Below are 22,123 nucleotides of genomic sequence, written 5' to 3' on the forward strand. Positions count from 1 at the left end.
GGGTTCGCGGATTATGCCGAAGCCATCGTGCTGATGTCGATGACGAAGCGGTACTTGACATCACCCGCAGCGACGCGATCGTAGGCCCGATCGATCTCGTCGGCGCCGATCACCTCCACCTCGGCAGCGATTCCGTGGGTGGCGCAGAAATCGAGCATCTCCTGCGTCTCCTCGATTCCACCGACCAGCGTTCCCGCGATCGACCGGCGGTTGTGCAGCAGGGAGAACACGTCGAAGCTGATCGGACGCTTCGGGACACCGAGATTGACGAAAGTTCCGTCGAGCGCGAGCATCTGAAGGAAGGCGTCGTAGTCGAGGTTCGCCGGCACGGTCGACACGATCAGGTCGAAGGTGTCGGCATAGTCGGTGTAGACCGTCGGATCCGTCGTCAGCCGATAGGCATCGGCGCCGCGTCGCAGAGCGTCGGCTTCCTTGTCCATGGTCAGATCCAGCACGGTGGTGTGAGCACCGAGAGCCTTGGAGATCGACACACCGACGTGTCCGAGGCCGCCGAATCCCACGATCGCGACCCTGCTGCCGGGGCCGGCCTTCCAGTGGCGGAGGGGTGTGTACGTCGTGATTCCGGCGCACAGGAGGGGTGCCGCCTCGTGCAGCGGGAGACTGTCCGGGATCCGGAGAACGTACGCCTCGTCCACCACGATCTTCTCGCTGTATCCACCCTGGGTGACCTTCCCGTCGCGGCCGACGGCGTTGTAGGTCCGGATGTGTTCCACCCGGCAGTACGACTCGAGGCCCGCTTTGCAGTGGTCGCACTCGCGACACGAATCGACGAAACACCCGATCCCGACGCGGTCACCCACAGAGAATTTACTCACCTCTCCGCCGACGGCGGACACGGTTCCGGCAATCTCGTGTCCAGGGACGAGTGGATAATTCGTCTTGCCGAATTCGCTGCGCGCGCGGCTGACATCGGTGTGGCAGATGCCGGCGTACGCAATGTCGATCAGTACATCCGTCGGGCCGACGTCCCGTCTCTCGATCTTGGTCGCTTCGAACGGCGCACCGGGTGCAGCCGTGGAGCGGGCGTTGACAAGCATCACTTGACCTTTCTATTCGCCATCGCCGACCACTGTGTGGCCGAGGCGGATCGGATATGAATCTGTTCAGGTCGGTCAGAAGACGAAAACGCCTTTGCCTGCGTCCTGTTTGTCGAACTTCGTATACGCCTCTTCTGCTTGGTCCAAGGACCAGCGATCGCTGAACAGGTCGTCGACCGGCAGCCCGTGACGATCGATGAAATCGGCACACTCCAGCTGCTGAACGCTCGACAGCGACCAGGACGTCATGACGGTCAGCTGCCGTGAGAGGTTCTGCCGCACATCGAGTTCGACGGTGCCACCCAAACCCACCACACACAGACGACCCCACGGCGCCAGAGCCGCCACGGCCGACCTGGCTGCTGCGGTGGCACCGGAGGTCTCCACGACGGTCGGGGCGCCCACGCCGCGGGTCAGATCCTTGAGCGCCTGGACGGCGTCGACGGACCCGGCGTCGACGGTGTCGGCAGCGCCGAATCGAGTCGACTGCGCCAACCGCTTGGGTTCGAGGTCGACTGCGATGACGCGGGCACCGCGCGCCGCGGCGAGCATGGTCGCGGAGAGACCGACCGGTCCTTGCCCGAACACCACGACATCGGTGCCACCGATGTCGCCGAGTCGTTCCAGGGCGCCCCACGCGGTACCCGTCCCGCACCCGATGGCCGCGCCGGCCTCGAAGGAGAGGGAGTCGGGAAGCCTCAGCGCCGACCTGGCCGCAACCTGCATGAACGGGGAGTGGGCGCCGTGCGCGTTCTTGCCGTATACGAGGGGAGCGCTGGTGGTGCACATCTGCGTCCACCCGGATCGGCATGCGACACAGCGTCCGCAGCCCGCGTAGTGATGAATCATCACACGATCGCCGATGGCCACGCTGTCGTCGGCGCCCTGTCCCAGCTCCTCGACGATTCCGGCCGGCTCGTGGCCGCCGATGCAGACGTCCGTCGCGTCGGGCGTCGTGTCGGCGGTTGCACGGTAGTAGTGCAGATCGCTTCCGCACATACCCGATGCGGTTACCCGAATGACGATTTCACCCTCGCCCGGCTTCGGGTCTGGAAATGGGCGCAGTGAAACCCGCCGATCTCCGTCGAACACCAGACCCTGCATTACTACCTCCTGTTACAGATGATTTTACGGGTGCCGACTACCCTCAGATGGCCCCAGCCGAGCGCAGTCTCTCGATCTCCTCGGCCGACATACCCAGCTCCTCGAGCAGGATCTGGTCGGTGTCGGCACCCAGACCGGGAGCCCTGGTCGGCTCCACGATCGGTGAGTCGGAGAGGAACAATGGGCTGCCGAGTGTCATCCACGAGCCCTTGTCGTCGGACATCCGGCGCAGGACGCCACGCTCGGCGATGTGGGGATCCACCATCAATTCGGCAAGGTCGATGACGGGGGCGGTGGGGATGCCGGTGTTCTGCAACAGGTCGGCCACCTCTTGCTTGGTGTGTGTGCTCGTCCACCGTTCGACGATCATGTCGACGTCGTCGACGTGATCGCATCGGCCCCCCATCGAATCGAAGCGGGGATCCTTCGCCTCGGGGTCACCCATGATGTCGCACAGCCGATCCCAGTGCGTCTGAGTGGGGCACAGCACGGTCACCCAACCGTCGCGTGCCCGGTACGCGTTGTACGGCACGACGGCCATGCCGCCGTGACGGTTCCCGGTCCGCTCCGGCATCGAGTTCTCGCTGTGGGCCATGCCCGCGATGTTCGAGGTGAGCGACGGCAGGATCGCGTCCTGAAGCGCCACTTCCACGTGTTGGCCTCGACCGGTGTGCTCGCGCTGATAGAGCGCCGCGAGGACGCCGCCGACGAGATGGGCTCCTCCCATGAAGTCGACCACCGAGGGGCCGGTGCGAGTCGGGGGCCCTTCCATGAATCCGGTTGTGCTCATGACTGCCGTGCGGGCCTGGATGGTCAGGTCCATCGCGGGTTGTCCCGCGTAGGGCCCGAACGAGCCGAATCCGCTGCCGGAAGCGACGATCAGTTGTGGATTGATCTTCGCCAACTCTTCGTAGCCCAGGCCGTAACGGTCCATTGCGCCCGGCGCGAGATTCTGGATGAGAACGTCGGCGGTTTCGGCGAGTCGCCGAAGCACGGCCTGTCCGTCGGGGTTCTTCAGGTCCAACCGCATGGCGCGCTTCCCGGAGTTCAACATGCTGAACTGGACTGACGAGCCGTCCTCGGCGGCGGTGGCCAACCTGCGATAGGGGTCGCCTGCGGGCGCCTCGATCTTGATGACGTCCGCGCCGAGCCGCGCGAGCAACATCGAGCAGTAGGGCGCGAAATAGAACTGCCCGACGCAGATGACCTTCACACCGTTGAGTGCGGGCATACCCACCCCTTCGTGATCGTAATTACGGACAAAAGTTTGTTACTGCGAAACGATAGGCGTGCCCCAGGGAGGTGTCAATGAACGAAAATGGGGCCGAGGCGGCAGTGTCGCGACCTCGCGCCGGCGGTCGGGGCGAGCCCTTGACTCGTGACGGGCGCCACAGTTATCGTCAAATGGATTGTTATTAGGAACACTCGTACTTATATACGAACTCTGTATCGAGGTGCGGGGCCGCGGCGATTCGGCTTCACGTCGGATCGCCCCACCATCAAGGAGAAGACCGGATGTCGCTGCAAGAGCAGCCGGTGGGAGTGGATTCCCCCGCTTCGCCCCCGAGTACGAACAAGATGCGCAAGGTGGCCCTCGCGAGCTTCATGGGCACTGTCATCGAGTTCTACGACTTCATCATCTACGGCACCGCCGCGGCGTTGGTGTTCTCCGACGTGTTCTTCCCAGCCCTGGGGAATCAGGCCGGCACCGTCGTCTCGTTCGCCACGCTGGGTGTGGCGTTCGTGGCGCGACCGTTCGGGGCGATCTTCTTCGGACACTTCGGAGACCGGCTCGGGCGAAAGCGCACGCTGATCGCCACCATGCTGACCATGGGTGTTGCAACCGTTCTCATCGGTGTACTTCCCACTGCTGAAACGATCGGTGTCCTCGCACCGGTCTTCCTTATTCTCTTGCGCGTTGCGCAGGGGCTGGCAGCGGGCGGTGAATGGGCCGGTGCCGCGCTCTTCACCACGGAGAATGCGCCGAAGGACAAGCGTGGTTTCTGGGCGATGTTCACCAACCTGGGCGGCGCTGCCGCCAATATGCTGGCCGCAACGACCTTCCTGCTGACCAGTGTGTTCATGACCGACGAGACGTTCGTGTCCTACGGCTGGCGGATCCCCTTCCTGCTGAGCGCGCTCCTGGTGGTCTTCGGCCTCTATGTCCGCCTCAAGCTCGATGACACGCCGGTGTTCACCAAGCAGATCAAGGGCGAGGGAGCCAGCTCACTTCCGTTCGCGGACGCGTTCCGCAACCAGGGCAGGCAGATCCTGCTCGGCGCCGGCACACTGCTGATGGCCTTCGCTCTCAACTACATGGGCGCGTCCTACCTGACCAACTACGGCACCGCAACGCTCGATCTGGATCGCTCACAGGTCCTCGGAGCCGGCGTGTTCGGTGGTGTGATGCTCGGAATCGGCATCATCTCAGGCGGAACCCGTTCCGACCGCGTAGGCCGGAGAAGGATTCTGCTGGTCACGAACATTGTTGCGATCCCCTGGGCGCTGGTGCTGTTCCCGCTGCTCGACACGAAATCGCTGGCCGCGTTCTGGATCGGTCTTGCGGTGAGCTTCCTCGTTGCCGGTCATGCCTTCGGTGTCGCGGGGTCCTTCCTGTCGGAGCTGTTCCACACCAGGTACCGCTACACCGCCGCGGGTCTGTCCTACAGCCTCGCCGGAATCTTCGGTGGTGCACTTCCCCCACTGATCGCCGCGAGCGTCATCTCGACGTGGGGAGGTCTCGCCTTCGGCGTCCTACTGGCCGGCATCGGCCTGGTCTCCATCGCGTGCACGCTGAGGTTGAGGGAAACGCGGGACTTCGAGTTGGACGACATTCCGGACGCCCCACGAGCCGCCTGATCCGTCGGTGCTCGACCTGGTACGAGACTGTGCCGGTACCCGTACGGGTACCGGCACAGTGCTGGCCCCAATTCAGGAAGAGGTCTGATCGGCGATCGGCAACCAGATCAGCGGACTGCCTTCCTGCCTTTCCATCCGTGCTTCGCGTTCCAGTCGCACGAGGTGGGACATGGTTTCGCCCAGGGCGGCGCGGGCGCCGCGCGGATTCAGCGAATCGAATGGGCGCGCCCACTTCACCGCATTCGCGACGTCCCAGGCCGTGCGGTGACCGTCTGCGACCGCATTCCAGATTTCGTCCAACCGCGCGAGGTGGTGCACTTCCACGTCGCGTACTCGTCGATCGACGCCGGTGAAGGTCCACTCGTGCCCGGGTGCGGCCATGGCGTCGCCGAATGGTCCTAACCTCGTGAGTGAGGCACGGTAGTCGCCGAGGGGGTCCTCTCCTGATGTCGGGCGCTGTGAGATGTTGGCCGACACGCGGGGCAGCAGGTGGTCGCCGGTGAAGAGAATGTTCCGGCCGCGATCGTGAAACACCATGTGACCTGGTGTGTGTCCGGGTGTGTGCACCGCAAGAAGTTGGCCGTCGGTGTCGGGGACCGTGGCTCCGTCGACAAGTTCGCGGTCCGGCCACTGCGACGACATTTCGAGCATGAGCTGGTCACGGTCGGCGAGGAGATCGGCGGACCTGTTGGGAGGCACTCCGACACGATCGAGCCACGACGTGATTTCGGCGAGGCGCCGGCGACGGTCCGCGGTGGTGCGCGCTATCTGGGGGTATTCGGCGGGGTGAAGCGCAATCCACGCCCCGGTGGACCGGTGGACTCGTGCTGCCAGGCCGTAGTGGTCGGGATGGCCGTGAGTCACCACCACACCCGTCAGGTCGTCCAGCGTTCCACCCGCGCGCTCGAGTCCATCGGTGAACGCCGTCCAGCCCTCGTCGCTGTCCCACCCCAGATCGACTGCAACATAACCGCGATCGGACTGCAGTAGATAGGCGAAGGAATGCCGCAACGGACTCGGAAACGGCATGGCGATCTGCCACAGGCCGGGAGCGATCAACGAACATCCTGAGGCGTCGGAATCGCTCATCGGACGGTATTCCGCTCGGTGAGTGAACTTGCGACTGGTAGAAGACTATTCGACTGTGTTCGCCGGACCATAGTGACGATGACCTCTCCGATGGTGATGAACCAGTGATGTTGCGCGCAACAAGATGGCGACTGGAAACCGCCCCAGGGCAACGACACTGGGTGAGTGGTGCAGACGCTACGCCATGGCTGTCACGACGTCCACGGTAGGCGTGCGGGGTCAACGGGGCGTTCGGGCAGGGTGTTCGTGGACCGATGAGCCGAGTCGCTATTGACGGGGGTTGTGAGGCGGGATACATTTTAGTTCACAAATGGAGCCGATAGTTCGTATATACGCACGAATGTGTTTCGGCTGCACTAGGTGCCGCCGCGGGGCCGCAACCGCCCGCTGCGCTCACTACTTCGAAGGCATTGAGGAGTTCTCGCGTGACCGACTACCTCCCCCCTCCGGCGCAGGACTCTCCAGTTGCCGAGCGCCCGACGGGGGCCGCCGATCCTTCCACGGCCAAGACGAACAAGATGCCGAAGGTGGCGTTCGCCAGCTTCATGGGAACCGTCATCGAGTTCTACGACTTCGGCATCTTCGGTACAGCAGCTGCTCTGGTGTTCGCCCATGCCTTCTTTCCGGCCCTGGGAACCTACGCAGGAACGGTCGTGGCATTCGCGACTCTCGGCGTAGCGTTCGTAGCCCGCCCGTTCGGCAGCATCCTGTTCGGACACTTCGGGGACCGTCTCGGCCGCAAGCGCACACTCATCTCCACGATGTGCCTGATGGGTACCGCCACGGTCATCATCGGTCTGCTGCCCACCGCAGCGACCGCAGGGGTCGTCGCACCGATCCTGCTCATCGTGCTCCGCGTAGCCCAAGGGCTGGCCGCGGGCGGTGAATGGGCAGGCGCTGCACTGTTCACGTCCGAGAACGCTCCCAGCGACCGCCGCGGCTTCTGGTCGATGTTCACCAACCTCGGCGGAGCGGTGGCCAACATCCTCGCGCTGTCGACCTTTTTCGTGACCGGCCTCTTCATGAGCAACGAGGCATTCATCGCCTGGGGCTGGCGTGTTCCGTTCCTCCTCAGCATCGTTCTCGTCACAGTCGGCCTCTACGCCCGGTTCAAGCTCGAGGAGAGCCCGATCTTCGCGAACGAGGTCAAGCGGCGCGGGCGAAGCAGTCTCCCGTTCAAGGATGCCTTGGCCAACCAATGGAGGGAGATCCTCCTCGGTGCCGGGGCGCTCGTGTCATCGTTCGCCTTCGGCTACATCGGGATCGCGTATCTGATCAACTACGGAACCGCGACGCTGCACCTGAGCCAGCACGGGGTGCTCGCGGCCGGGATCTTCGGGAACGTCGTGAACGGTCTCGCGATGATTTCCGGTGCGATCCTGTCCGACAGAATCGGCCGTCGACCTGTTCTGCTGATCGTCAACATGATTGGCATACCCTGGGCGCTGGTCCTCTTCCCCCTGCTCGACACCGAGTCACCGGTCGCGTTCTGGATCGGCATCACCGTGAGCTTCCTCATCGCCGGCCACGGCTGGGGAGTCTGCGGGTCGTTCCTCTCCGAGCTGTTTCACACGCGCTACCGCTTCACCGCCGCCGGTCTCGCCTACAGCCTCGCTGCCATCCTCGGTGGTGGCGTCCCGCCGCTGGTCGCAGCAAGCATCATCGGCAGCCACGGCGGCTTCGTCTTCGGGATCTTCCTGGCGGGCTACTGCCTGGTGGGCCTTGCGTGCACCGTCGTCCTTCGAGAAACCCGCAGCAGGGCACTGGACGAACTCCCTCCCGACATCGGATTCGCACGAGCCGACAACAACTAGACAACTACATCGGAGTGGTCCCATGAGCCTGACGATCAGAGCATTCTCTGTCGGCCGAGTATTCGGCCTCCCGAAGCCCTCGTTCACCTATCTGCGGGGATGGGGCGACACCATGGACCTCCCGCTCATCATGTTCGTGATCGAAGGCGGGGACGCGCCCGTGGTCGTCGACACCGGGGCCGACCTCAGCCGAGCCTGGGACACCCACCGCATCAAGATGGAACAAACTGTCGAGGAACGACCGGAGGTGGCGCTGCGGTCCGCCGGCATCGATCCGGACGACGTGCGCCTCGTCGTCAACACACACCTGCATTGGGATCACAGCTCGAACAACCATCTGTTCCCCAACGCACGCGTCGTCGTCCAGCAACGTGAACTCGACTTCGCCCGACAGCCCGTGCCCTGGCACTGTCGGCAATTCGAAGCACTGCCAGATATGGACCCCGCCTGGCAGCGAGCCGAGGACAAGATCGTTCCCGTCGACGGTGACACCGAGTTGGCTCCGGGAATCACACTGGTCGCGTTGCCAGGGCACACGCCAGGCTCGCAGGGCGTTCTCGTCGAGGCAGACACCACCCGCTACCTCATCGCCGGCGACTGCGTCTACCTGTACGACAACTGGGAGGGCGACGCCGAAGCCGACCACATTCCCGTCGGACTCTTCACCGATCTCGTCGCCTATCACGAGAGTCTGCTGAAGATCGAAGCCCTTGACTGCGAGGTCATCCCGAGCCATGACTTCCGTGTCCTCGAACGGTCGATTTTCAAGTGATCCCGCCGATTCTCGAGGGCGCCGAACCCCGGCTCCCTGCTGAACATCATCGCCTCACTCCGGAAGGAACCCAGTGACACGAGAAGCCGTCGTCGTCTCCACGGCACGAACCCCGATCGGCAAGGCCTACCGCGGCGCCTTCAACAACACCCAGCCGCAGCACCTCGCCGCCCACGCGATCACCGCCGCGGTCGAGCGGGCCTCGATCGACCCTGCCGAGATCGACGACGTCGTCCTCGGCTGCGCCATGCAGGAAGGCGCCTCCGGACTCAACATCGCCCGCCAGGCGTCGCTGCGCGCCTCGCTGCCGGTCACCGTGCCGGGTATGACCATCGACCGCCAGTGCGCATCCGGGCTGATGGCAATCGCCACCGCCGCGAAACAGATCATTGCCGACGGCATGACCGTCACGGTCGGCGGCGGCGTCGAATCGATTTCGCTGGTGCAGAATGATCACGCGAACCGCTACCGGGCCCGTGACCCGTGGCTGGTGGAGAACCTGCCGCAGACGTACATGCCGATGCTCGAGACGGCCGAGATCGTCGCCGAACGCTACGGCGTCTCCCGCGATCGCCAGGACGCCTTCGCGCTTCTGTCCCAGCACCGCACCGCCGCCGCTCAGCAGGCGGGGCTGTTCGATGCCGAGATCGTTCCCCTCACCACCACCAAGGCGGTCACCGACCGCTCCACCGGGGAGGCCGGCGTCGAGACGGTCACCGTGACCCAGGACGAAGGCAACCGCCCACAGACCGATCTCGCCGGACTCGCCGGGCTGCGCACCGTCCTCGAGAACGGGCACGTCACCGAGAAGGCCACCGTCACCGCAGGCAACGCCTCCCAGCTCTCCGACGGCGCCTCGGCCGCCGTGCTCATGGAAGGCCGGGAGGCGGCCCGCCGCGGCCTCGATGTCCTCGGCACCTACCGAGGGATGGCCGTCGCCGGCAGCCACCCGGACGAGATGGGCATCGGCCCCGTCCACGCCATCCCGAAACTGCTCCGCCAACACGACCTGAAGATCGACGACATCGACCTGTGGGAACTCAACGAAGCCTTCGCCTCCCAGGCGGTGTACTGCCGCGACCACCTCGGCATCGACCCCGATCGCTACAACGTCAACGGCGGCGCCATCTCCATCGGCCACCCCTACGGCATGAGCGGCGCCCGCCTCGTCGGACACGCACTACTCGAAGGGCGTCGCCGCGGAGCCCGATACGTCGTGGTCACCATGTGCATCGGCGGCGGCATGGGCGCCGCTGGGCTATTCGAAATCTGAACCACATGAACACCATGTGAAGCGTGCGCCGATCATCTCGGGGTGCTCGGAGGGCCGACTTCAACGGGTGATGGTGACGGCATCGGAAACGTCGCGATGTATGCGCACGCCGGTCTCGGCCAACGGACGACCGGCACCGCCCCACCGTGACGCGACGACCTCGGCCACGATCGATACCGCCGTTTCCTCGGGTGTGCGTGCGCCCAGATCCAAACCGATCGGACTGCGCAGCCGCGACAGTACGGTGTCGGTCAGGCCCGCTTGCCGCAGCCGCCGCAGCCGATCGGTATGAGTGCTTCGCGATCCCATCGCACCGACATAACCGACCCGGGGCAGCCGCAACGCGATGTCGAGGACCGGAACATCGAACCTCGGGTCGTGGGTGAGCACACAGATCACCGTGGTGGCATCGATCGCACCGTCGTCGGCTTGGGCCGCGAGGTAGCGGTGGGGCCACTCCACGACGACTTCGTCGGCGGCGGGGAACCGGGCGGGAGTCGCGAAGACCGGGCGGGCATCGCACACGGTGACCCGATAACCCAGCAGCGATCCTTGCTGTGCCAGGGCGGCGGCGAAGTCGACCGCACCGAAGATCAGCATCCGCGGCGGCGGCGCATGGCTGGCGACGAAGACCTCCATCCCGTCGCCTTGCCGCTCTCCCTCCGGCCCGTACGAGAGCACGGTGCTGCGGCCGACAGCGAGCAGACCACGCGCGTCGTCGCGCACCGCAGCGTCGGTGCGCGCCGATCCGAGCGTGCCGGCAACCGTGTCGTTCTCGATCACCAGCCTGGCCCCGACCCGGTTGTCGTCGGGGTGGGCGATGATGGTTGCCACCGCGGTCGGTCGGTGAGCGGCAAGGTTGTCGGCCACGGTCTGAAGCTGAGGAAAGGTGCGCTGCGACACCGCCTCGACGAAGATGTCGAGCTCCCCGCCACAGGTGAGGCCGACGTCGAACGAGTCATCGCTGCTGACGCCGTAGCGCCGCAGTGTCGGTCGCTGAGTGTCGGCGACTTCGCGCGCGAGTTCGTACACCGCCGCCTCGACGCAGCCTCCCGACACAGATCCTGCGACCACGCCGTCCGGGGCCACGGTCATCGTGGCGCCCGGCAGCCGTGGCGCCGACCTCAGAGTTCGCACCACGGTGGCGACACCCGCCGTGCCGCCTGCCCGCCAGACCGCCATCACATCCGCCAGCACTTCACGCATGCGGACCTCCCCGCCGACGAGCCGTCACAACAGTGTGTCCAGGGTGATGGGAAGGCTGGTAACCCGTTTTCCGGTCGCGTTGAACACTGCGTTCGCAACTGCTGCGGGCACGCCGACTATCACCACCTCGGCGAGCCCCTTCACTCCGAGCGGGTCGGCGATCATGTCCTCGGCGGGCAGGAATTCCGCGTCGAGGGCGGTGATGTCGGCGTTGACGGGGACCAGGTAGTCGGCCAGGTTGGCGTTGACGATCTTACCGTCGCGGTAGTCGAGGTGCGTGCCTTCCAGCAACGCCATCCCGATCCCGCCGACCATGCCGCCGATGGCTTGGCTATGGGCGAGTTTCGGGTTGATGATCCGCCCGGAGTCGTAGCAGGCGTGCATACGCCGGACCCGGACCGTGCCGAGCAGTTCGTCGACGACGACCTCGGCGAACACCGCACCGTAGGCCCACATCGAATACCGTTCGGCGGCGTCGCCGGCATCCCAGTCCTGCTGGGAATCCAGGGTGTTCCAGCCGCGGCGCCGCAGCAGGTCCTGGTACGTCTCGCCGCGGGCCTGGTCATCTGTCTGGAACATGCGGCCGTCGGCGACACCGACCTGGTCCGGGCGCAGACCGTTCAGCGGGGAACCTGGATCGACGACGGAGGTACGAATGAACCTGTCACGCAGCATGTTTCCCGCGATGTGCACGGCCGACCCGACGCTGGCCATCGTCATCGAGCCACCGTGCAGGGGCGCGGGAGGGAAGGTGCTGTCGCCGAGCACGAATCGCACCCGTGACATCGGCACGCCCAGTGCGTCGGCGGCCACCTGGGTCATGGACGTGTACGTACCCGGCCCCATGTCGATCGTGGCGCTGCGGACCTCGAAGGTGCCGTCGGCGTTGGCCTGAGCCACCGCGGAGGAGTCGGCGGTCAGTGTGTGATAGGCCGCAGCCGCGGTGCCGTATCCGATCAGGAGGTTGCCCTCGCGCCTGACTCCGGGCACCTGATTGCGACGCGACCAGCCGAAGACGTCGGCGCCGCGGCGAAAGCACTCGGTGACCCGCCGGGTGGAGAAGGGCAGTCCTTCGGACTGGTCGACCACCGGTTCGTTGCGCAACCGCAAGTCGATGGGATCCATGCCGAGCCGGTGCGCCAGGTCGTCCATCGCGCACTCCATGGAGTACGCGCCGGTGACGGTCCCCGGTCCCCGCATGGGCGCGGCCGGGTTGATGTCGAGCGGCACCAGGCGCGCGGTGGAGCGCATGTTGGGAGAGTTGTACATGAACCGCGCGTACGGCGCGTTGCCTTCCAGATACTGGTCGTAGCGCGAGGTCTCGATGGACACCTCGTGGATGATCGAGGTGATCGTTCCCGCCCGGTCGGCGCCGACGGCCAGGCGCTGGCTGCTGGCCGGGCGGAACCCGACCACGCTGTAGAGCTGTTTGCGAGTCAGGACCAGCTTGACCGGGCGAGCGAGTGTGCGTGCGGCGAAACACGTGATGAGTTCATGCGGCCACACCTTGAGCGCGTTGCCGAACGCGCCGCCGACGAACGGGCAGATCACCCGCACATTCTCGACCGGGATGCCGAAGGCCTTGGCCAAGCTCGCCTGCGACTGCGGAACGCCCTGCACCTTGTCGCGCACGGTGAGCCGATCGCCGTCCCACCGGGCGACGGTCGCGGGTAATTCGATGGGGTTGTGATTGTTGCGCGCGATGTCGTAATGCAGATCGCTGACCACTGCCGCCGACGCGAGGGCGCCTTCAGGGTCGCCTCGGCTGTAGTCGGGGGTGCGGGTGTTGGGTTCGGCCGGCGCCGTGGGGTCGTGCATGTCGGTGATCTGCGGTGCCTCGGTGTAGCGCGCGGTGACTAACCTTGCGCCGTGGATCGCGGCTTCCGATGTGGAGGCGAGGACCACTGCGATCGGCTGTCCGTAGGAGCGCACCTGCTTCGGGTCGAACGGCAGCGTGACGCCGGTGAAGTCGGTGATCACCTCCAGCACGCCGGAATGCTGTTGTGCAGCACTGGTATCTATGGAGTCGACCGTGCCGCGCGCGACCGTGCTGTCCACGAGTACGGCGTAGACCAGGCCGGGTTCGATATTGTCGGCGGTGTAGGTGGCCTTGCCGGTGACCTTGAGTGGTCCGTCGACGCGGGAGATGGGCCGGCCGCTCGCGAGGGTCATGGCAGTGCTCCGATGGTCGAGAGCTGACGTTGGACGGTCCGCGTGATCAATTCGACTTTGAAACCGTTCTCCGACAATGGTTGCGCACCGTCGGCTGCGGTGGCGGCCGCGGTGCGCCACAGTTCGGCGCTCGGCGCCTGCCCGACGAGAGCGCGCTCCACCGACGGCAGCCGCCACGGCACGGTACCGACCCCACCGACGGCAACCCGCGCGGTGCGGATCCTGCCGCCGGCGATGTCGAGGGCAACCGCCGCCGAGGTCAGCGCGAATTCGTACGACTCGCGGTCGCGGACCTTGAGGTAGCCGGACCGGCGTGCTTCCGGACCGACGGTGACCTCGACGGCGGTGATCAGTTCGCCCGGGCGCAGCGTGTTCTCGCGGTCCGGCGTCGTACCCGGCCGAAGATAGAACTCGCTGAGCGGAATTCGACGTTCCCCGTTGCTGTCTCGCGCGATGACGGTCGCGTCGAGGGCGGTCAGAGCCACTGCGACATCCGAGGCGTGGGTGGCGGCACAGCTGTCGCTGGTGCCCAGGATCGCATGGGTGCGGTTGCGGCCCCCGATCGCCGCGCACCCCGCGCCCGGTGTGCGGCGGTTACAGGCCGCGGTGACGTCGCGGAAATACAGGCACCGGGTCCGTTGCAGGAGATTGCCGCCGATGGACGCACTGTTTCGCAGCTGAGCTGACGCACTCAGTTCCAGAGCCTGCACGATCATCGGGAACTGTTCGCGCACCCCGGGATGTGCGGCGATCTCCGCCATCCGTACCAGCGAACCCACACGCAACCGGCCGGGTTGCACATCGATGTCGCGGTAGGGCAGCGCATTGATGTCGACGACCGCCTCGGGTCGCTCCACGGTTTCGCGCATGAGGTCGACCAGGGTGGTGCCGCCGGCGACGTAGCGTGCGCCCGACGCGGCGGCGCTGAGCGCGGCTTGCTCGTCGGAAGCCTTGCTGAATCGGAAGGGGAACATGCGGTCAGCTCTCCTTGGCGGCGGTGCCGATTGCGGCCGCGATGTTGGTGTAGGCCCCGCAGCGGCAGATGTTGCCGCTCATCCATTCCCGGATCTCGGCCGGTGATCCGGTGTGGCCCTCGCGGATGCAGCCGAGGCCGGACATGATCTGGCCCGGGGTGCAGGCGCCGCACTGGAAGGCGTCTTCGTCGATGAACGCCTGCTGCAACGGATGCAGTCGGTCGCCGTCCGCGACTCCCTCGATGGTGGTGATCTCGGCGCCGTCGTGCATCACCGCCAACGTCAGACAGGAGTTGACGCGCTGCCCACCCACGAGGATGGTGCAGGCACCGCACGCACCCTGATCGCAGCCCTTCTTCGTACCGGTCAGCTCGGCGCGCTCACGCAGCATGTCCAGCAGCGACGTGCGGTTGTCGACGGCCAGTTCACGTTCTTCGCCGTTGATCCGCATCCGCACCACCGATGTCTGTGCCTCGCTCGCCGCGTTCTCGGAGTCACCGCAGGCGGCGAGCAGCGGTGCCGCCACTACCGCACCACCGACCGCCAGCGAGGATCCGACGAAGGTCCTGCGATTGATTTCCTTCCGCCAGGGGGCGTTGCTACCGTCCAGCGCGCTCATAGGCGTTACCTCCTCGATTCGGGACAACTCACCGGCGGGCTTCGAAAATCTCTTTGAAGACCGGCATCGCGGTGAACACATACGGCCAGCCCGCGTAGAACGCGACCTGGGTGAGCACCTCGGAGGCCTGGTCCTGGGTCAGGCCGCTGTCCATCGCGCGGGTCAGGTGCGAGCGGATCTGCCCGGTGAGACCGGTCGCGACGAGCGCGCTGACCGTGACCAGGCTGCGGTCGCGGGGCGCCAGACCGGGGCGCAGCCACACATCCTGGAACAGCACGTCCGTGGTGAACCCGAGCACGCCGGGTGCCACCCGGCCGAAATCGCCGTCGACCCGGTTGCGGCGTGCGGTCTCCCACTCCTGGTCGACCGGCAGGAGTTCGGGTGAGACGTCCGGCAGCTGCGCGGCGTCGATACCGCGGGCATCGAAGACGGGTTCGGCGGCTTCGACGGCACTCATCGCGTTGGGCCAACCCGAGTAGAAGGCCAGGTGGGTGATGATCTCCGATACCTCGGCCGGGGTGACGCCGTTGTCGAGCGCTCGGTCGAGGTAGAAGGGAAGTTCCACGCTCTGGTTGCGGGCGATCAGGGCAGCGAGGGTCACGATGCTGCGGTCGCGGGCGGACAGCTCGGTCCGCTGCCACAGCTGGTCTTCGAGGACTTCGTCGCCGTAGCGTTGCAGCGCCGGGGAGACCGAATCGACAGACTCCACCTTCGCCGCGGGTGAAGGCGAGGACTCAGGGTTGTTCTCCGAGCATGCGGTGGCCAGCACCGACAGCGACACGATCGTTGCCGGGACAGCGAACCATCTGGTCAGTTTCATCAGAAGTTGCTTCTCTCAGAGGTAGTACTGTTCGGGGCCGACTTGCTCCATCCAGGTGACACGGCTGCCGTCGACTGCCTCGGCCACGGCGATATGCGTCATCGCGTCCACGGCGGTCGCCCCGTGCCAGTGCTTGACGTCCGGCGGAATCGTCACCACGTCGCCAACCGTCATCACCTGCTTGGGGCCGCCCCATTCCTGCACCCACCCGGTACCCTCGGTCACGATCAACGTCTGACCTGCGGGATGGGTGTGCCAGGCGGTCCGGGCGTGCGGCTCGAAACTGACCTCACCGCCCGAGGCTTCGAGGTGATCGGTGGCGCCGAACAGCGACCTGCTCTGCACCTGACCGGTGAAATTCTCCGGCGAACCGGGAGCCGCAGGCCGGGAAATCTCGGGGGAGACCCCGATCCGAGGGCTTCCGGCGTGGGCGGGCGCCGCGATGATCACGGCGCCCAGCACAGCTGACGTCGACAGCAGGGCGGCCTTGGAGGACAAACGCACGATGTATCGCCTTTCGCAAAGGGGAGTTCGGCTACTTGCCGTCGAGTTGCTTGTCGGCGAGGAATTTCGAGACTTCGTCGGCGATTTGGGTGTTGTTGAGGTCGGAGAACGGGAAGTGGGTGTTGCCGGTGATGCCGATCTCGGGCAGGTGGACGACGGTGGCGTCGCCGCCGTGGCGGTTGACTGCATCGGCCCACAGCCGTGCCATCTCGAGCCGGGCCCGCCAGCTGTCCTGATTCGGCTGATCGGTGGGCTCGCTGGGGATGTTGTCGCCGTAGTAGATGACGATCGGAATCTTCGTCAGCGCGGTGAACTGGTCCATCGGAACGGTTTCCGGGCTGAGGGTGTCGAAACCGTTCGGGATCGGTTGTGGTGCTTCCCCTTCGGGGAAGACGAACCCGCTCCCGGGCTCGAACGCGACGATACCCTTCACGCCGGGATTCTTCATCGCGGTCTGCCAGCCGGGCCCGCCACCTTGGGAGTGGGTGAAGAGGATCCCTTCGCCGATCCGGTCGAACAGGGCTGACAAGCTGTCGGAGATGACCCCGGCGTCGAAGGGACCGGTGTTGGGTGTCATCGAACGGTAGAACTGGTCCAGGGCCGCGGGGTCGCTCGAGAACTGCACCCCGGGGAACATGTCCGGCCAGGTCCCGAGGCGGAACTGGTTGAACCACAGTTGCTCGTCCGGGGTCGGGGTGATGGTGGTGCCGACCATGCCGCGGCCCGCGTCACCGCGCCGCGGCTGGTCGACGAGGTAGGTGGAGAACTGTTTGCGCAGGAACAGGTTTTGGAAACCTTCCCGGCCATCGGCGGTGGTCTCCCAGGTCTTGGAGAACTGGCCGGCGCCGTGCAGCATCACGATCGGCAGGTTCCGGGCGTCTTCGGGCACCTGGTAGTGGGTGTAGGCGTGGTCGCCGCGGTAGGTCTGTCCCTGTGGATCGGCGGGACGGCGAGGATCGAACTGACCGGGCGCGGTTGTCATGGTGCCGCCGACGGTGAAGCTGCCCTGCTCGGCGATGGTGAGTCCGGTAGCAGGTGAGTCACTTCCGCTGTCGCCGGAACTGCAGGCGGTGAGCGCAGCGGCGACGGCCACCGCGAGGGCGGCCATCCGTGTCCGCGTGCCGATCGTTGTGGTGTGCATATCGTCCGTTCTCCCGACTAGAGCGTGTTCTGCGAAATATTGGCGGGTCGACGTCTCCCGGTGGTGCGTGCCGGCGAGATATCCGATGCCCCGGGGCCTGCGGTCGACGGGGCCGCTGGGCGAGATCGGACCTCGCGGAAGACATCCCGAATCCCTGTCCCGCACCCCGGGGAGGTGTCACACCACGCATGCCGCATGACGATAGAGAAACTGTCGATGCGTTCTGTGTGAAAAGATGTGAGCTTCCTATGAAGTGCCCGAGAACCAGTCCACCCAGTGCGGTGCGGGTGCTCTGGATCGCCGTCAGCCGAGCTGGCCGGCGGGGCGGAGCAGGATCTCGTTGATGGCCAGGTGACGGGGTCGGGCGAGGGTGAAGGCGATGACCTCGGCGATCTCCTCGGGCTTGACCGTCGCCGCGTCGTAGCCCTGCTGCACGGCCTGCCTGGTGGCCTCGTGGGTGATGTGGGTGGGCAGCTCGGTGTCGACGACACCCGGTTCGATCAGCGTGACGCGGACGTCGGGCAGCAGCTCCTGGCGGAGGGATTCGGACCATCCGTTGACGCCCCACTTGGTGGCTGCGTAGACCCCGTTGGTTGCCCTGGCCGTGCGTCCGGCGACGGAGGAGATGTTGATGAGGTCGCCGCCGCCGTCCCTGAGCTGGTCGAGGAAGACCTCGGTGGCGGTGATCGCGCCGAGCAGGTTGACCTCGATCATGTTGCGGTAGTCGGCGCGCTGTTCGGAGGAGAACGGGCCCAGGAGCATGGTTCCGGCGTTGTTGACCAGCACGTCGGCCCCGCCGAGCTCGTCCTGCACCCGCTGGGCTGCGGCCACGAGTGCGTCGCGGTCGGTCACGTCGGCCTGGATCGCGATCGCCCCGTCACCGAGCTCGGCGGCGAGAGCCTCGATGCGGCCGAGGCGGCGTGCCAGGAGCGCGACGCGGTAACCGTCGGCATGGAGGGCGCGTGCGGTGGCCGCGCCGATCCCGGACGATGCGCCGGTGATGACCGCAACACGGGGAAGATTCTGGGAGTCAGTCATGTGATTGGGTTTCCTTCTGATTGGTCGGAGGGATCTCGCAGTGGCAGCGACCCGACATATGGAGCGATGCTCGCCCTGCTGCCTTTCCAGCACACCATGGTGACGCCGAATGCGGGAGTAACCGGCTATCGGTGTACTGGTATTACTCCTTACCGCCGTCGGTCGGGCGTGACGTACGCGAGCGGGCGCGTTGTCCGTGCCGCTTTCTCAGACGAGGTTGTTGGCGCTGAGCCACGTGTCGAGGTCCGGGGCCGCTTCTGCGACGGTCTCGCCCTGAATGGCCAGCCCGTCACGGACCTCGCTGTCGGGAAGGGCATCGCGGTAGTCGTCGTCGATGCCGCTCATGCCGCTGACGGCGTAGGTGACGAACGGCAGGATCGTCTTCCCTGCGAGGTCGAGGCCTTCGATGAAGGTGGACATGATCATCGGGGTGCGCATGTTCCACACGGGGCTGCCCAGGAGCACGATGTCGTAGCCGCTGACATCGGGAAGCGGATTCGCGATCGCGGGTCGGGCGTCGTCTCGTTGCTCTCGGCGGTTGCGCTCGACCGTCGGGTCGTACGCATCCGGATAGGGGTCGGCGGCGTCGATTTCGTAGGTGACACAGTCGATCCGGTCGGAGATCATCCCAGCGAGGACTTCGGTGTTGCCGACCTCCAGGTCCCGACGGCCCCGGTAGTAGTAGTTCTCGCCGGCGCGGGAGAAGTAGACGAGTAGCACTCGCGTGCCGGGGGCGGTGGTTCTCTCGGGATCGGGTGTCCTCGGGGTTCGCTCTCCGGTGGCCGGGCTCTCTTGCGGGCGCTGCTCGGTGGTGCAGCCGGTGAGGACCGCGGCAACGGCCGTGATCCCGGTGAGCCCCGCGGTCAGGAGTGTTCTGCGGCTGAGGGATTCGTTCATGATGCTGTCAGGTGCGGGTCGGCGGCGGCGCTCACGATGCTGCATCGGTGCTGCGGCTGAGTTGCTCGAACCGATCGACGTCGCGGGCAGCGTCGTCGGCGGCTGCACGAAAACCGCCGAGCGCGTCGCTACCGAGAACGAGCAACTTCGGTGGTTCGGCATCCTCGGCGGCCTGCAGGATCGCGGCCGCCGCTTTCTCCGGTGCGCCACGCTGCGGGCTGAGCGCCGAGTCGCCTGTCCGTCCGAGTATCTGGTCGTACGCCTCGATCTGGACGCTGGACCGGTCGGCGGAGCGTCCGCGGAAGTCGGTGCGGAACGATCCGGGTTCGACGACCATCACGCGGAGCCCCAACGGCTCGACCTCCTTGCGGAGCGACCCGGACAGTCCCTCGAGGCCTGCCTTCGCGGCGGAGTAGTAGCCACCGCCTGGAATGGTGATGCGCGCGCCCACCGAAGAAATGTTGACGATCAGGCCGTTCCCGCGGCGGCGCATACCGGGCAGGGCCGCCTTGATCAGCGCAACGGGACCGAAGAAGTTCGTCGCGAACAGGCGAGCCACAGCCTCGTCCTCGCCTTCCTCGACCGCGGCGGTGTACCCGTAACCGGCGTTGTTCACCAGCACGTCGATACCGGTCCAGCGCTCCTCGACCCTCGCTACGGTGGCATCGATGGAGGACGAGTCGGTGACGTCCAGAGACGTGATCAACGCGGTTTCCGGATAAGCCGTCCGGAGGTCGTCGAGGGCGTCCGTGTTCCTCGCGGTTGCGACGACCTGATGCCCGGCAGCGAGGACACGCTCGGCGAGCGCGCGGCCGAGTCCGCTCGATGCTCCGGTGATCAACCACGTCGTCATTCGTCGTCCTTCTCGATGGCGAAGTCGGTGGTGGCACTGACGTGCGCCCACTCGTCGATTTCGTCGATGCGTCCCTGGAGCTCCTCGCGGACGATCTGAATGGCGTCGGTCCCGAGCAGCAGGCGGAACGGGGCGTCCGTGCCTTCGACGGTGGCGACGATGACCTGCGCCGCGCGATCGGGGTCACCCTGCTGGGTGCCGTGGGTGTGGTCGTTCTCCTTGCGGCGCTTTCCAGCGGTGTCGGCGTAGTCGTCGATCACGGTGCTGGACTGGTTCAGGGAGCGACCGGAGAAGTCGGTCCGGAACGCGCCCGGCTCGAGCACCATCACCCGGATCCCGAGCGGCGCGACCTCGCGGTTCAACGCGTCGGACATGCCCTCCAACGCTGCCTTCGTCGCGGTGTAGTAGCCGGAGGCGGGGTTCGATCGGGGCGCGCCGATCGAGGAGACGTTCACGATGGTGCCCGACCTGCGGGAACGCATCTGCGGCAGCACCTGCTTGATCAGATCGACGGGGCCGAAGAAATTCGTGGCGAACAGCTCGTCCACCTCGTCCACAGCTGCTTCCTCGACCGCGGCCCGGTACCCGTGCCCGGCGTTGTTCACCAGCACATCGACGCCCCCGAACCGGTCGGTCCCGGCGCTGACCGCGGCGACTACCTGGGCGTGGTCGGTGACGTCCAGCGGCACCGCCAGCGCATTGTTCGGGTGCGCGGCGACGAGGTCCTGTACGTGGTCGGCGTTGCGGGCGGTGATCACCGCGTTGTCGCCGTGCTCGAGGACGGCCCGTGCCAGTGCGGCTCCCAGGCCGCTCGAAGCCCCCGTGATGAACCAGGTGGTCATGTTCGTCTCCTTTGTCGTGCGTAGTGCGTCCGGCGATCGCGCCGGGCCGCCGGGCAAGGAGGCTGTCCGGGCGCGGAAGCAGAAGCCGTATGCCCATTCCATCGCACCGTGCGCGCGCGTGGGAGTCACGTCTTATCCGTGTACTGGCAGTTCCTCCCACAGCACGGCCGCTGACGTTAGCGTTGAAGATATGGATCATCGAGCAGAAGTGGCCGAGTTCCTGCGGACCCGCAGGGACCGGATCACGCCGGACCAGGCGGGCATCATCGGCGGGGGACGCCGCCGCGTGCCCGGGCTGCGCCGCGAAGAGGTCGCCATGCTCGCCGGGGTCAGTGTCGAGTACTACGCGCGGATGGAACGCGGCGACCTCACCGGCGTCTCCCCCGAAATACTCGACAGCATCGCCAGAGCTCTCCAGTTCGACGACGCCGAGTGCGACCACCTGGCGGATCTCGCCCGAGCCGCCGGTCCACCGCCGCCGCGGCGACGCAAACGACCCGCCGAGCAGACCGTCAAGCCCACGTTGCAGCGGTTCCTGGACGCCGTGACCGGCGCGCCGATGTGGGTGCGGGATCGGCGTATGGACTTCATCGCCGCCAACCCACTGGGGCGGGCGCTCTACGCGCCCATGCTGGAAGATCCGGCGAACCGAGGGAATACGGCCCGGTTCACGTTCCTCAATCCCGCCGCGCAGATCTTCTTCCCGGACTGGGAACAGAACGCCGATAACATCGTCGCGACCCTGCGCACCTACGCCGGTCAGAATCCGCTCGACAAGCCGCTCACCGATTTGATCGGGGAGCTCGTCACCCGTAGCGACACCTTCCGGCACCGGTGGGCAGCACACAACGTCCGTCATCATCGCGGTGGGATCAAACGCATCCACCACCCCGCCGTCGGCGACCTCGAATTCTCTTACGAAGCAATGGATCTGCCGGCAAATCCGGAATGGTTCATGTTCGCCTATACCGCCGAGCCCGGCAGCCCCACCGAGGAACGCCTGAAGCTCCTCGGCAGCCTCGCCGCCACCGGCCAGACAACCAGCGACGCCCGCGCGCATCGCTCATTCTGATCGGCCCCGCCCATCT

Annotated in this window: 20 protein-coding genes; 5 read left to right on the forward strand and 15 right to left on the reverse strand. The window is 66.1% G+C overall.

The genetic code is table 11. The features are described from left to right. Window positions 1–11 precede the first annotated feature (11 nt). The 3 genes from CJ177_RS10895 to CJ177_RS10905 form a co-directional block, all read right to left on the reverse strand. Window positions 12–1,058 carry an NAD(P)-dependent alcohol dehydrogenase gene (locus tag CJ177_RS10895; protein WP_095867723.1) on the reverse strand — a complete coding sequence of 349 codons (1,047 nt, stop codon included), beginning with the start codon at window positions 1,056–1,058 and terminating at the stop codon, window positions 12–14. A 75-nt stretch (window positions 1,059–1,133) separates the two neighbouring features. Beyond that, window positions 1,134–2,162, reverse strand: a complete 1,029-nt coding sequence (locus tag CJ177_RS10900; RefSeq protein ID WP_095867724.1) for a zinc-binding dehydrogenase — start codon at window positions 2,160–2,162, stop codon at window positions 1,134–1,136. Between the two features lie 43 nt (window positions 2,163–2,205). Next, window positions 2,206–3,393: a CaiB/BaiF CoA-transferase family protein gene (locus CJ177_RS10905; protein ID WP_095867725.1), complete on the reverse strand. Its 1,188-nt coding sequence runs from the start codon at window positions 3,391–3,393 to the stop codon at window positions 2,206–2,208. A gap of 284 nt (window positions 3,394–3,677) precedes the next feature. Between CJ177_RS10905 and CJ177_RS10910 the strand changes: the two genes are divergently transcribed. After that, the gene (locus CJ177_RS10910) at window positions 3,678–5,021 is read left to right on the forward strand and encodes an MFS transporter (RefSeq protein ID WP_257014475.1); all 1,344 of its coding nucleotides are present in this window, start codon (window positions 3,678–3,680) and stop codon (window positions 5,019–5,021) included. Between the two features lie 72 nt (window positions 5,022–5,093). Here CJ177_RS10910 and CJ177_RS10915 read toward each other — a convergent pair whose 3' ends face one another. Then, window positions 5,094–6,110 carry an MBL fold metallo-hydrolase gene (locus CJ177_RS10915; protein ID WP_095867726.1) on the reverse strand — a complete coding sequence of 339 codons (1,017 nt, stop codon included), beginning with the start codon at window positions 6,108–6,110 and terminating at the stop codon, window positions 5,094–5,096. Window positions 6,111–6,535: 425 nt separating this feature from the next. Between CJ177_RS10915 and CJ177_RS10920 the strand changes: the two genes are divergently transcribed. The 3 genes from CJ177_RS10920 (at window position 6,536) to CJ177_RS10930 (ending at window position 9,969) form a co-directional block, all read left to right on the forward strand. Beyond that, window positions 6,536–7,924, forward strand: a complete 1,389-nt coding sequence (locus tag CJ177_RS10920) for an MFS transporter (protein ID WP_095867727.1) — start codon at window positions 6,536–6,538, stop codon at window positions 7,922–7,924. A 22-nt stretch (window positions 7,925–7,946) separates the two neighbouring features. Further along, a complete protein-coding gene (locus CJ177_RS10925; RefSeq protein ID WP_095864512.1) occupies window positions 7,947–8,696 on the forward strand; it encodes an N-acyl homoserine lactonase family protein in 750 nt (249 codons plus the stop codon). A 73-nt stretch (window positions 8,697–8,769) separates the two neighbouring features. Continuing rightward, complete coding sequence (locus CJ177_RS10930; RefSeq protein ID WP_095867728.1) at window positions 8,770–9,969, forward strand: acetyl-CoA C-acyltransferase; 1,200 nt, start codon at window positions 8,770–8,772, stop codon at window positions 9,967–9,969. 60 nt (window positions 9,970–10,029) lie between these two features. On the opposite strand, the gene CJ177_RS10935 is transcribed toward CJ177_RS10930, so the two are convergent. From CJ177_RS10935 to CJ177_RS10985, 11 genes are all read right to left on the reverse strand, one after another. Further along, window positions 10,030–11,175 carry an XdhC/CoxI family protein gene (locus CJ177_RS10935; protein ID WP_095867729.1) on the reverse strand — a complete coding sequence of 382 codons (1,146 nt, stop codon included), beginning with the start codon at window positions 11,173–11,175 and terminating at the stop codon, window positions 10,030–10,032. Window positions 11,176–11,199: 24 nt separating this feature from the next. Further along, entirely contained in the window at window positions 11,200–13,347 is a 2,148-nt protein-coding gene (locus CJ177_RS10940) for a xanthine dehydrogenase family protein molybdopterin-binding subunit (protein ID WP_095867730.1), read from the reverse strand. Further along, a complete protein-coding gene (locus CJ177_RS10945; RefSeq protein WP_005250255.1) occupies window positions 13,344–14,321 on the reverse strand; it encodes a xanthine dehydrogenase family protein subunit M in 978 nt (325 codons plus the stop codon). The genes CJ177_RS10940 and CJ177_RS10945 overlap by 4 nt, the downstream gene beginning before the upstream one ends. 4 nt (window positions 14,322–14,325) lie before the next feature. Continuing rightward, window positions 14,326–14,940 (reverse strand): (2Fe-2S)-binding protein, encoded by a 615-nt coding sequence (locus CJ177_RS10950; RefSeq protein ID WP_095867731.1) that lies wholly within the window; start codon window positions 14,938–14,940, stop codon window positions 14,326–14,328. Window positions 14,941–14,968: 28 nt separating this feature from the next. Next, window positions 14,969–15,760: a carboxymuconolactone decarboxylase family protein gene (locus CJ177_RS10955; protein ID WP_257014476.1), complete on the reverse strand. Its 792-nt coding sequence runs from the start codon at window positions 15,758–15,760 to the stop codon at window positions 14,969–14,971. A 15-nt stretch (window positions 15,761–15,775) separates the two neighbouring features. After that, a complete protein-coding gene (locus tag CJ177_RS10960) occupies window positions 15,776–16,264 on the reverse strand; it encodes a cupin domain-containing protein (RefSeq protein WP_082764841.1) in 489 nt (162 codons plus the stop codon). A 31-nt stretch (window positions 16,265–16,295) separates the two neighbouring features. Next, window positions 16,296–17,405 (reverse strand): alpha/beta fold hydrolase, encoded by a 1,110-nt coding sequence (locus CJ177_RS10965; protein WP_061044976.1) that lies wholly within the window; start codon window positions 17,403–17,405, stop codon window positions 16,296–16,298. 303 nt (window positions 17,406–17,708) lie between these two features. Further along, on the reverse strand, window positions 17,709–18,443 hold the full coding sequence (locus tag CJ177_RS10970) for an SDR family oxidoreductase (protein WP_095867732.1): 735 nt from the start codon (window positions 18,441–18,443) through the stop codon (window positions 17,709–17,711). Between the two features lie 207 nt (window positions 18,444–18,650). Beyond that, entirely contained in the window at window positions 18,651–19,340 is a 690-nt protein-coding gene (locus CJ177_RS10975) for a flavodoxin (protein WP_095867733.1), read from the reverse strand. 31 nt (window positions 19,341–19,371) lie between these two features. After that, window positions 19,372–20,193 carry an oxidoreductase gene (locus CJ177_RS10980; protein WP_095867734.1) on the reverse strand — a complete coding sequence of 274 codons (822 nt, stop codon included), beginning with the start codon at window positions 20,191–20,193 and terminating at the stop codon, window positions 19,372–19,374. After that, window positions 20,190–21,035, reverse strand: a complete 846-nt coding sequence (locus CJ177_RS10985; RefSeq protein WP_095867735.1) for an oxidoreductase — start codon at window positions 21,033–21,035, stop codon at window positions 20,190–20,192. The genes CJ177_RS10980 and CJ177_RS10985 overlap by 4 nt, the downstream gene beginning before the upstream one ends. A 190-nt stretch (window positions 21,036–21,225) precedes the next feature. Between CJ177_RS10985 and CJ177_RS10990 the strand changes: the two genes are divergently transcribed. After that, entirely contained in the window at window positions 21,226–22,107 is an 882-nt protein-coding gene (locus CJ177_RS10990) for a helix-turn-helix transcriptional regulator (protein ID WP_095867736.1), read from the forward strand. Window positions 22,108–22,123: the final 16 nt, after the last annotated feature.

It is taken from the genome of Rhodococcus sp. ACPA1 (genome assembly GCF_002300195.1).
GTDB lineage: Bacteria > Actinomycetota > Actinomycetes > Mycobacteriales > Mycobacteriaceae > Rhodococcus_F > Rhodococcus_F opacus.

Excerpts from the sequence above, each read along its gene's own strand:
- CJ177_RS10895 (WP_095867723.1), bottom strand. The coding sequence starts at position 1,058 with ATGCTTGTCAACGCCCGCTCCACGGCTGCACCCGGTGCGCCGTTCGAA.
- CJ177_RS10900 (WP_095867724.1), bottom strand. The coding sequence starts at position 2,162 with ATGCAGGGTCTGGTGTTCGACGGAGATCGGCGGGTTTCACTGCGCCCA.
- CJ177_RS10905 (WP_095867725.1), bottom strand. The coding sequence starts at position 3,393 with ATGCCCGCACTCAACGGTGTGAAGGTCATCTGCGTCGGGCAGTTCTAT.
- CJ177_RS10910 (WP_257014475.1), top strand. The coding sequence starts at position 3,678 with ATGTCGCTGCAAGAGCAGCCGGTGGGAGTGGATTCCCCCGCTTCGCCC.
- CJ177_RS10915 (WP_095867726.1), bottom strand. The coding sequence starts at position 6,110 with ATGAGCGATTCCGACGCCTCAGGATGTTCGTTGATCGCTCCCGGCCTG.
- CJ177_RS10925 (WP_095864512.1), top strand. The coding sequence starts at position 7,947 with ATGAGCCTGACGATCAGAGCATTCTCTGTCGGCCGAGTATTCGGCCTC.
- CJ177_RS10935 (WP_095867729.1), bottom strand. The coding sequence starts at position 11,175 with ATGCGTGAAGTGCTGGCGGATGTGATGGCGGTCTGGCGGGCAGGCGGC.
- CJ177_RS10940 (WP_095867730.1), bottom strand. The coding sequence starts at position 13,347 with ATGACCCTCGCGAGCGGCCGGCCCATCTCCCGCGTCGACGGACCACTC.
- CJ177_RS10945 (WP_005250255.1), bottom strand. The coding sequence starts at position 14,321 with ATGTTCCCCTTCCGATTCAGCAAGGCTTCCGACGAGCAAGCCGCGCTC.
- CJ177_RS10950 (WP_095867731.1), bottom strand. The coding sequence starts at position 14,940 with ATGAGCGCGCTGGACGGTAGCAACGCCCCCTGGCGGAAGGAAATCAAT.
- CJ177_RS10955 (WP_257014476.1), bottom strand. The coding sequence starts at position 15,760 with ATGAAACTGACCAGATGGTTCGCTGTCCCGGCAACGATCGTGTCGCTG.
- CJ177_RS10965 (WP_061044976.1), bottom strand. The coding sequence starts at position 17,405 with ATGCACACCACAACGATCGGCACGCGGACACGGATGGCCGCCCTCGCG.
- CJ177_RS10970 (WP_095867732.1), bottom strand. The coding sequence starts at position 18,443 with ATGACTGACTCCCAGAATCTTCCCCGTGTTGCGGTCATCACCGGCGCA.
- CJ177_RS10975 (WP_095867733.1), bottom strand. The coding sequence starts at position 19,340 with ATGAACGAATCCCTCAGCCGCAGAACACTCCTGACCGCGGGGCTCACC.
- CJ177_RS10980 (WP_095867734.1), bottom strand. The coding sequence starts at position 20,193 with ATGACGACGTGGTTGATCACCGGAGCATCGAGCGGACTCGGCCGCGCG.
- CJ177_RS10985 (WP_095867735.1), bottom strand. The coding sequence starts at position 21,035 with ATGACCACCTGGTTCATCACGGGGGCTTCGAGCGGCCTGGGAGCCGCA.
- CJ177_RS10990 (WP_095867736.1), top strand. The coding sequence starts at position 21,226 with ATGGATCATCGAGCAGAAGTGGCCGAGTTCCTGCGGACCCGCAGGGAC.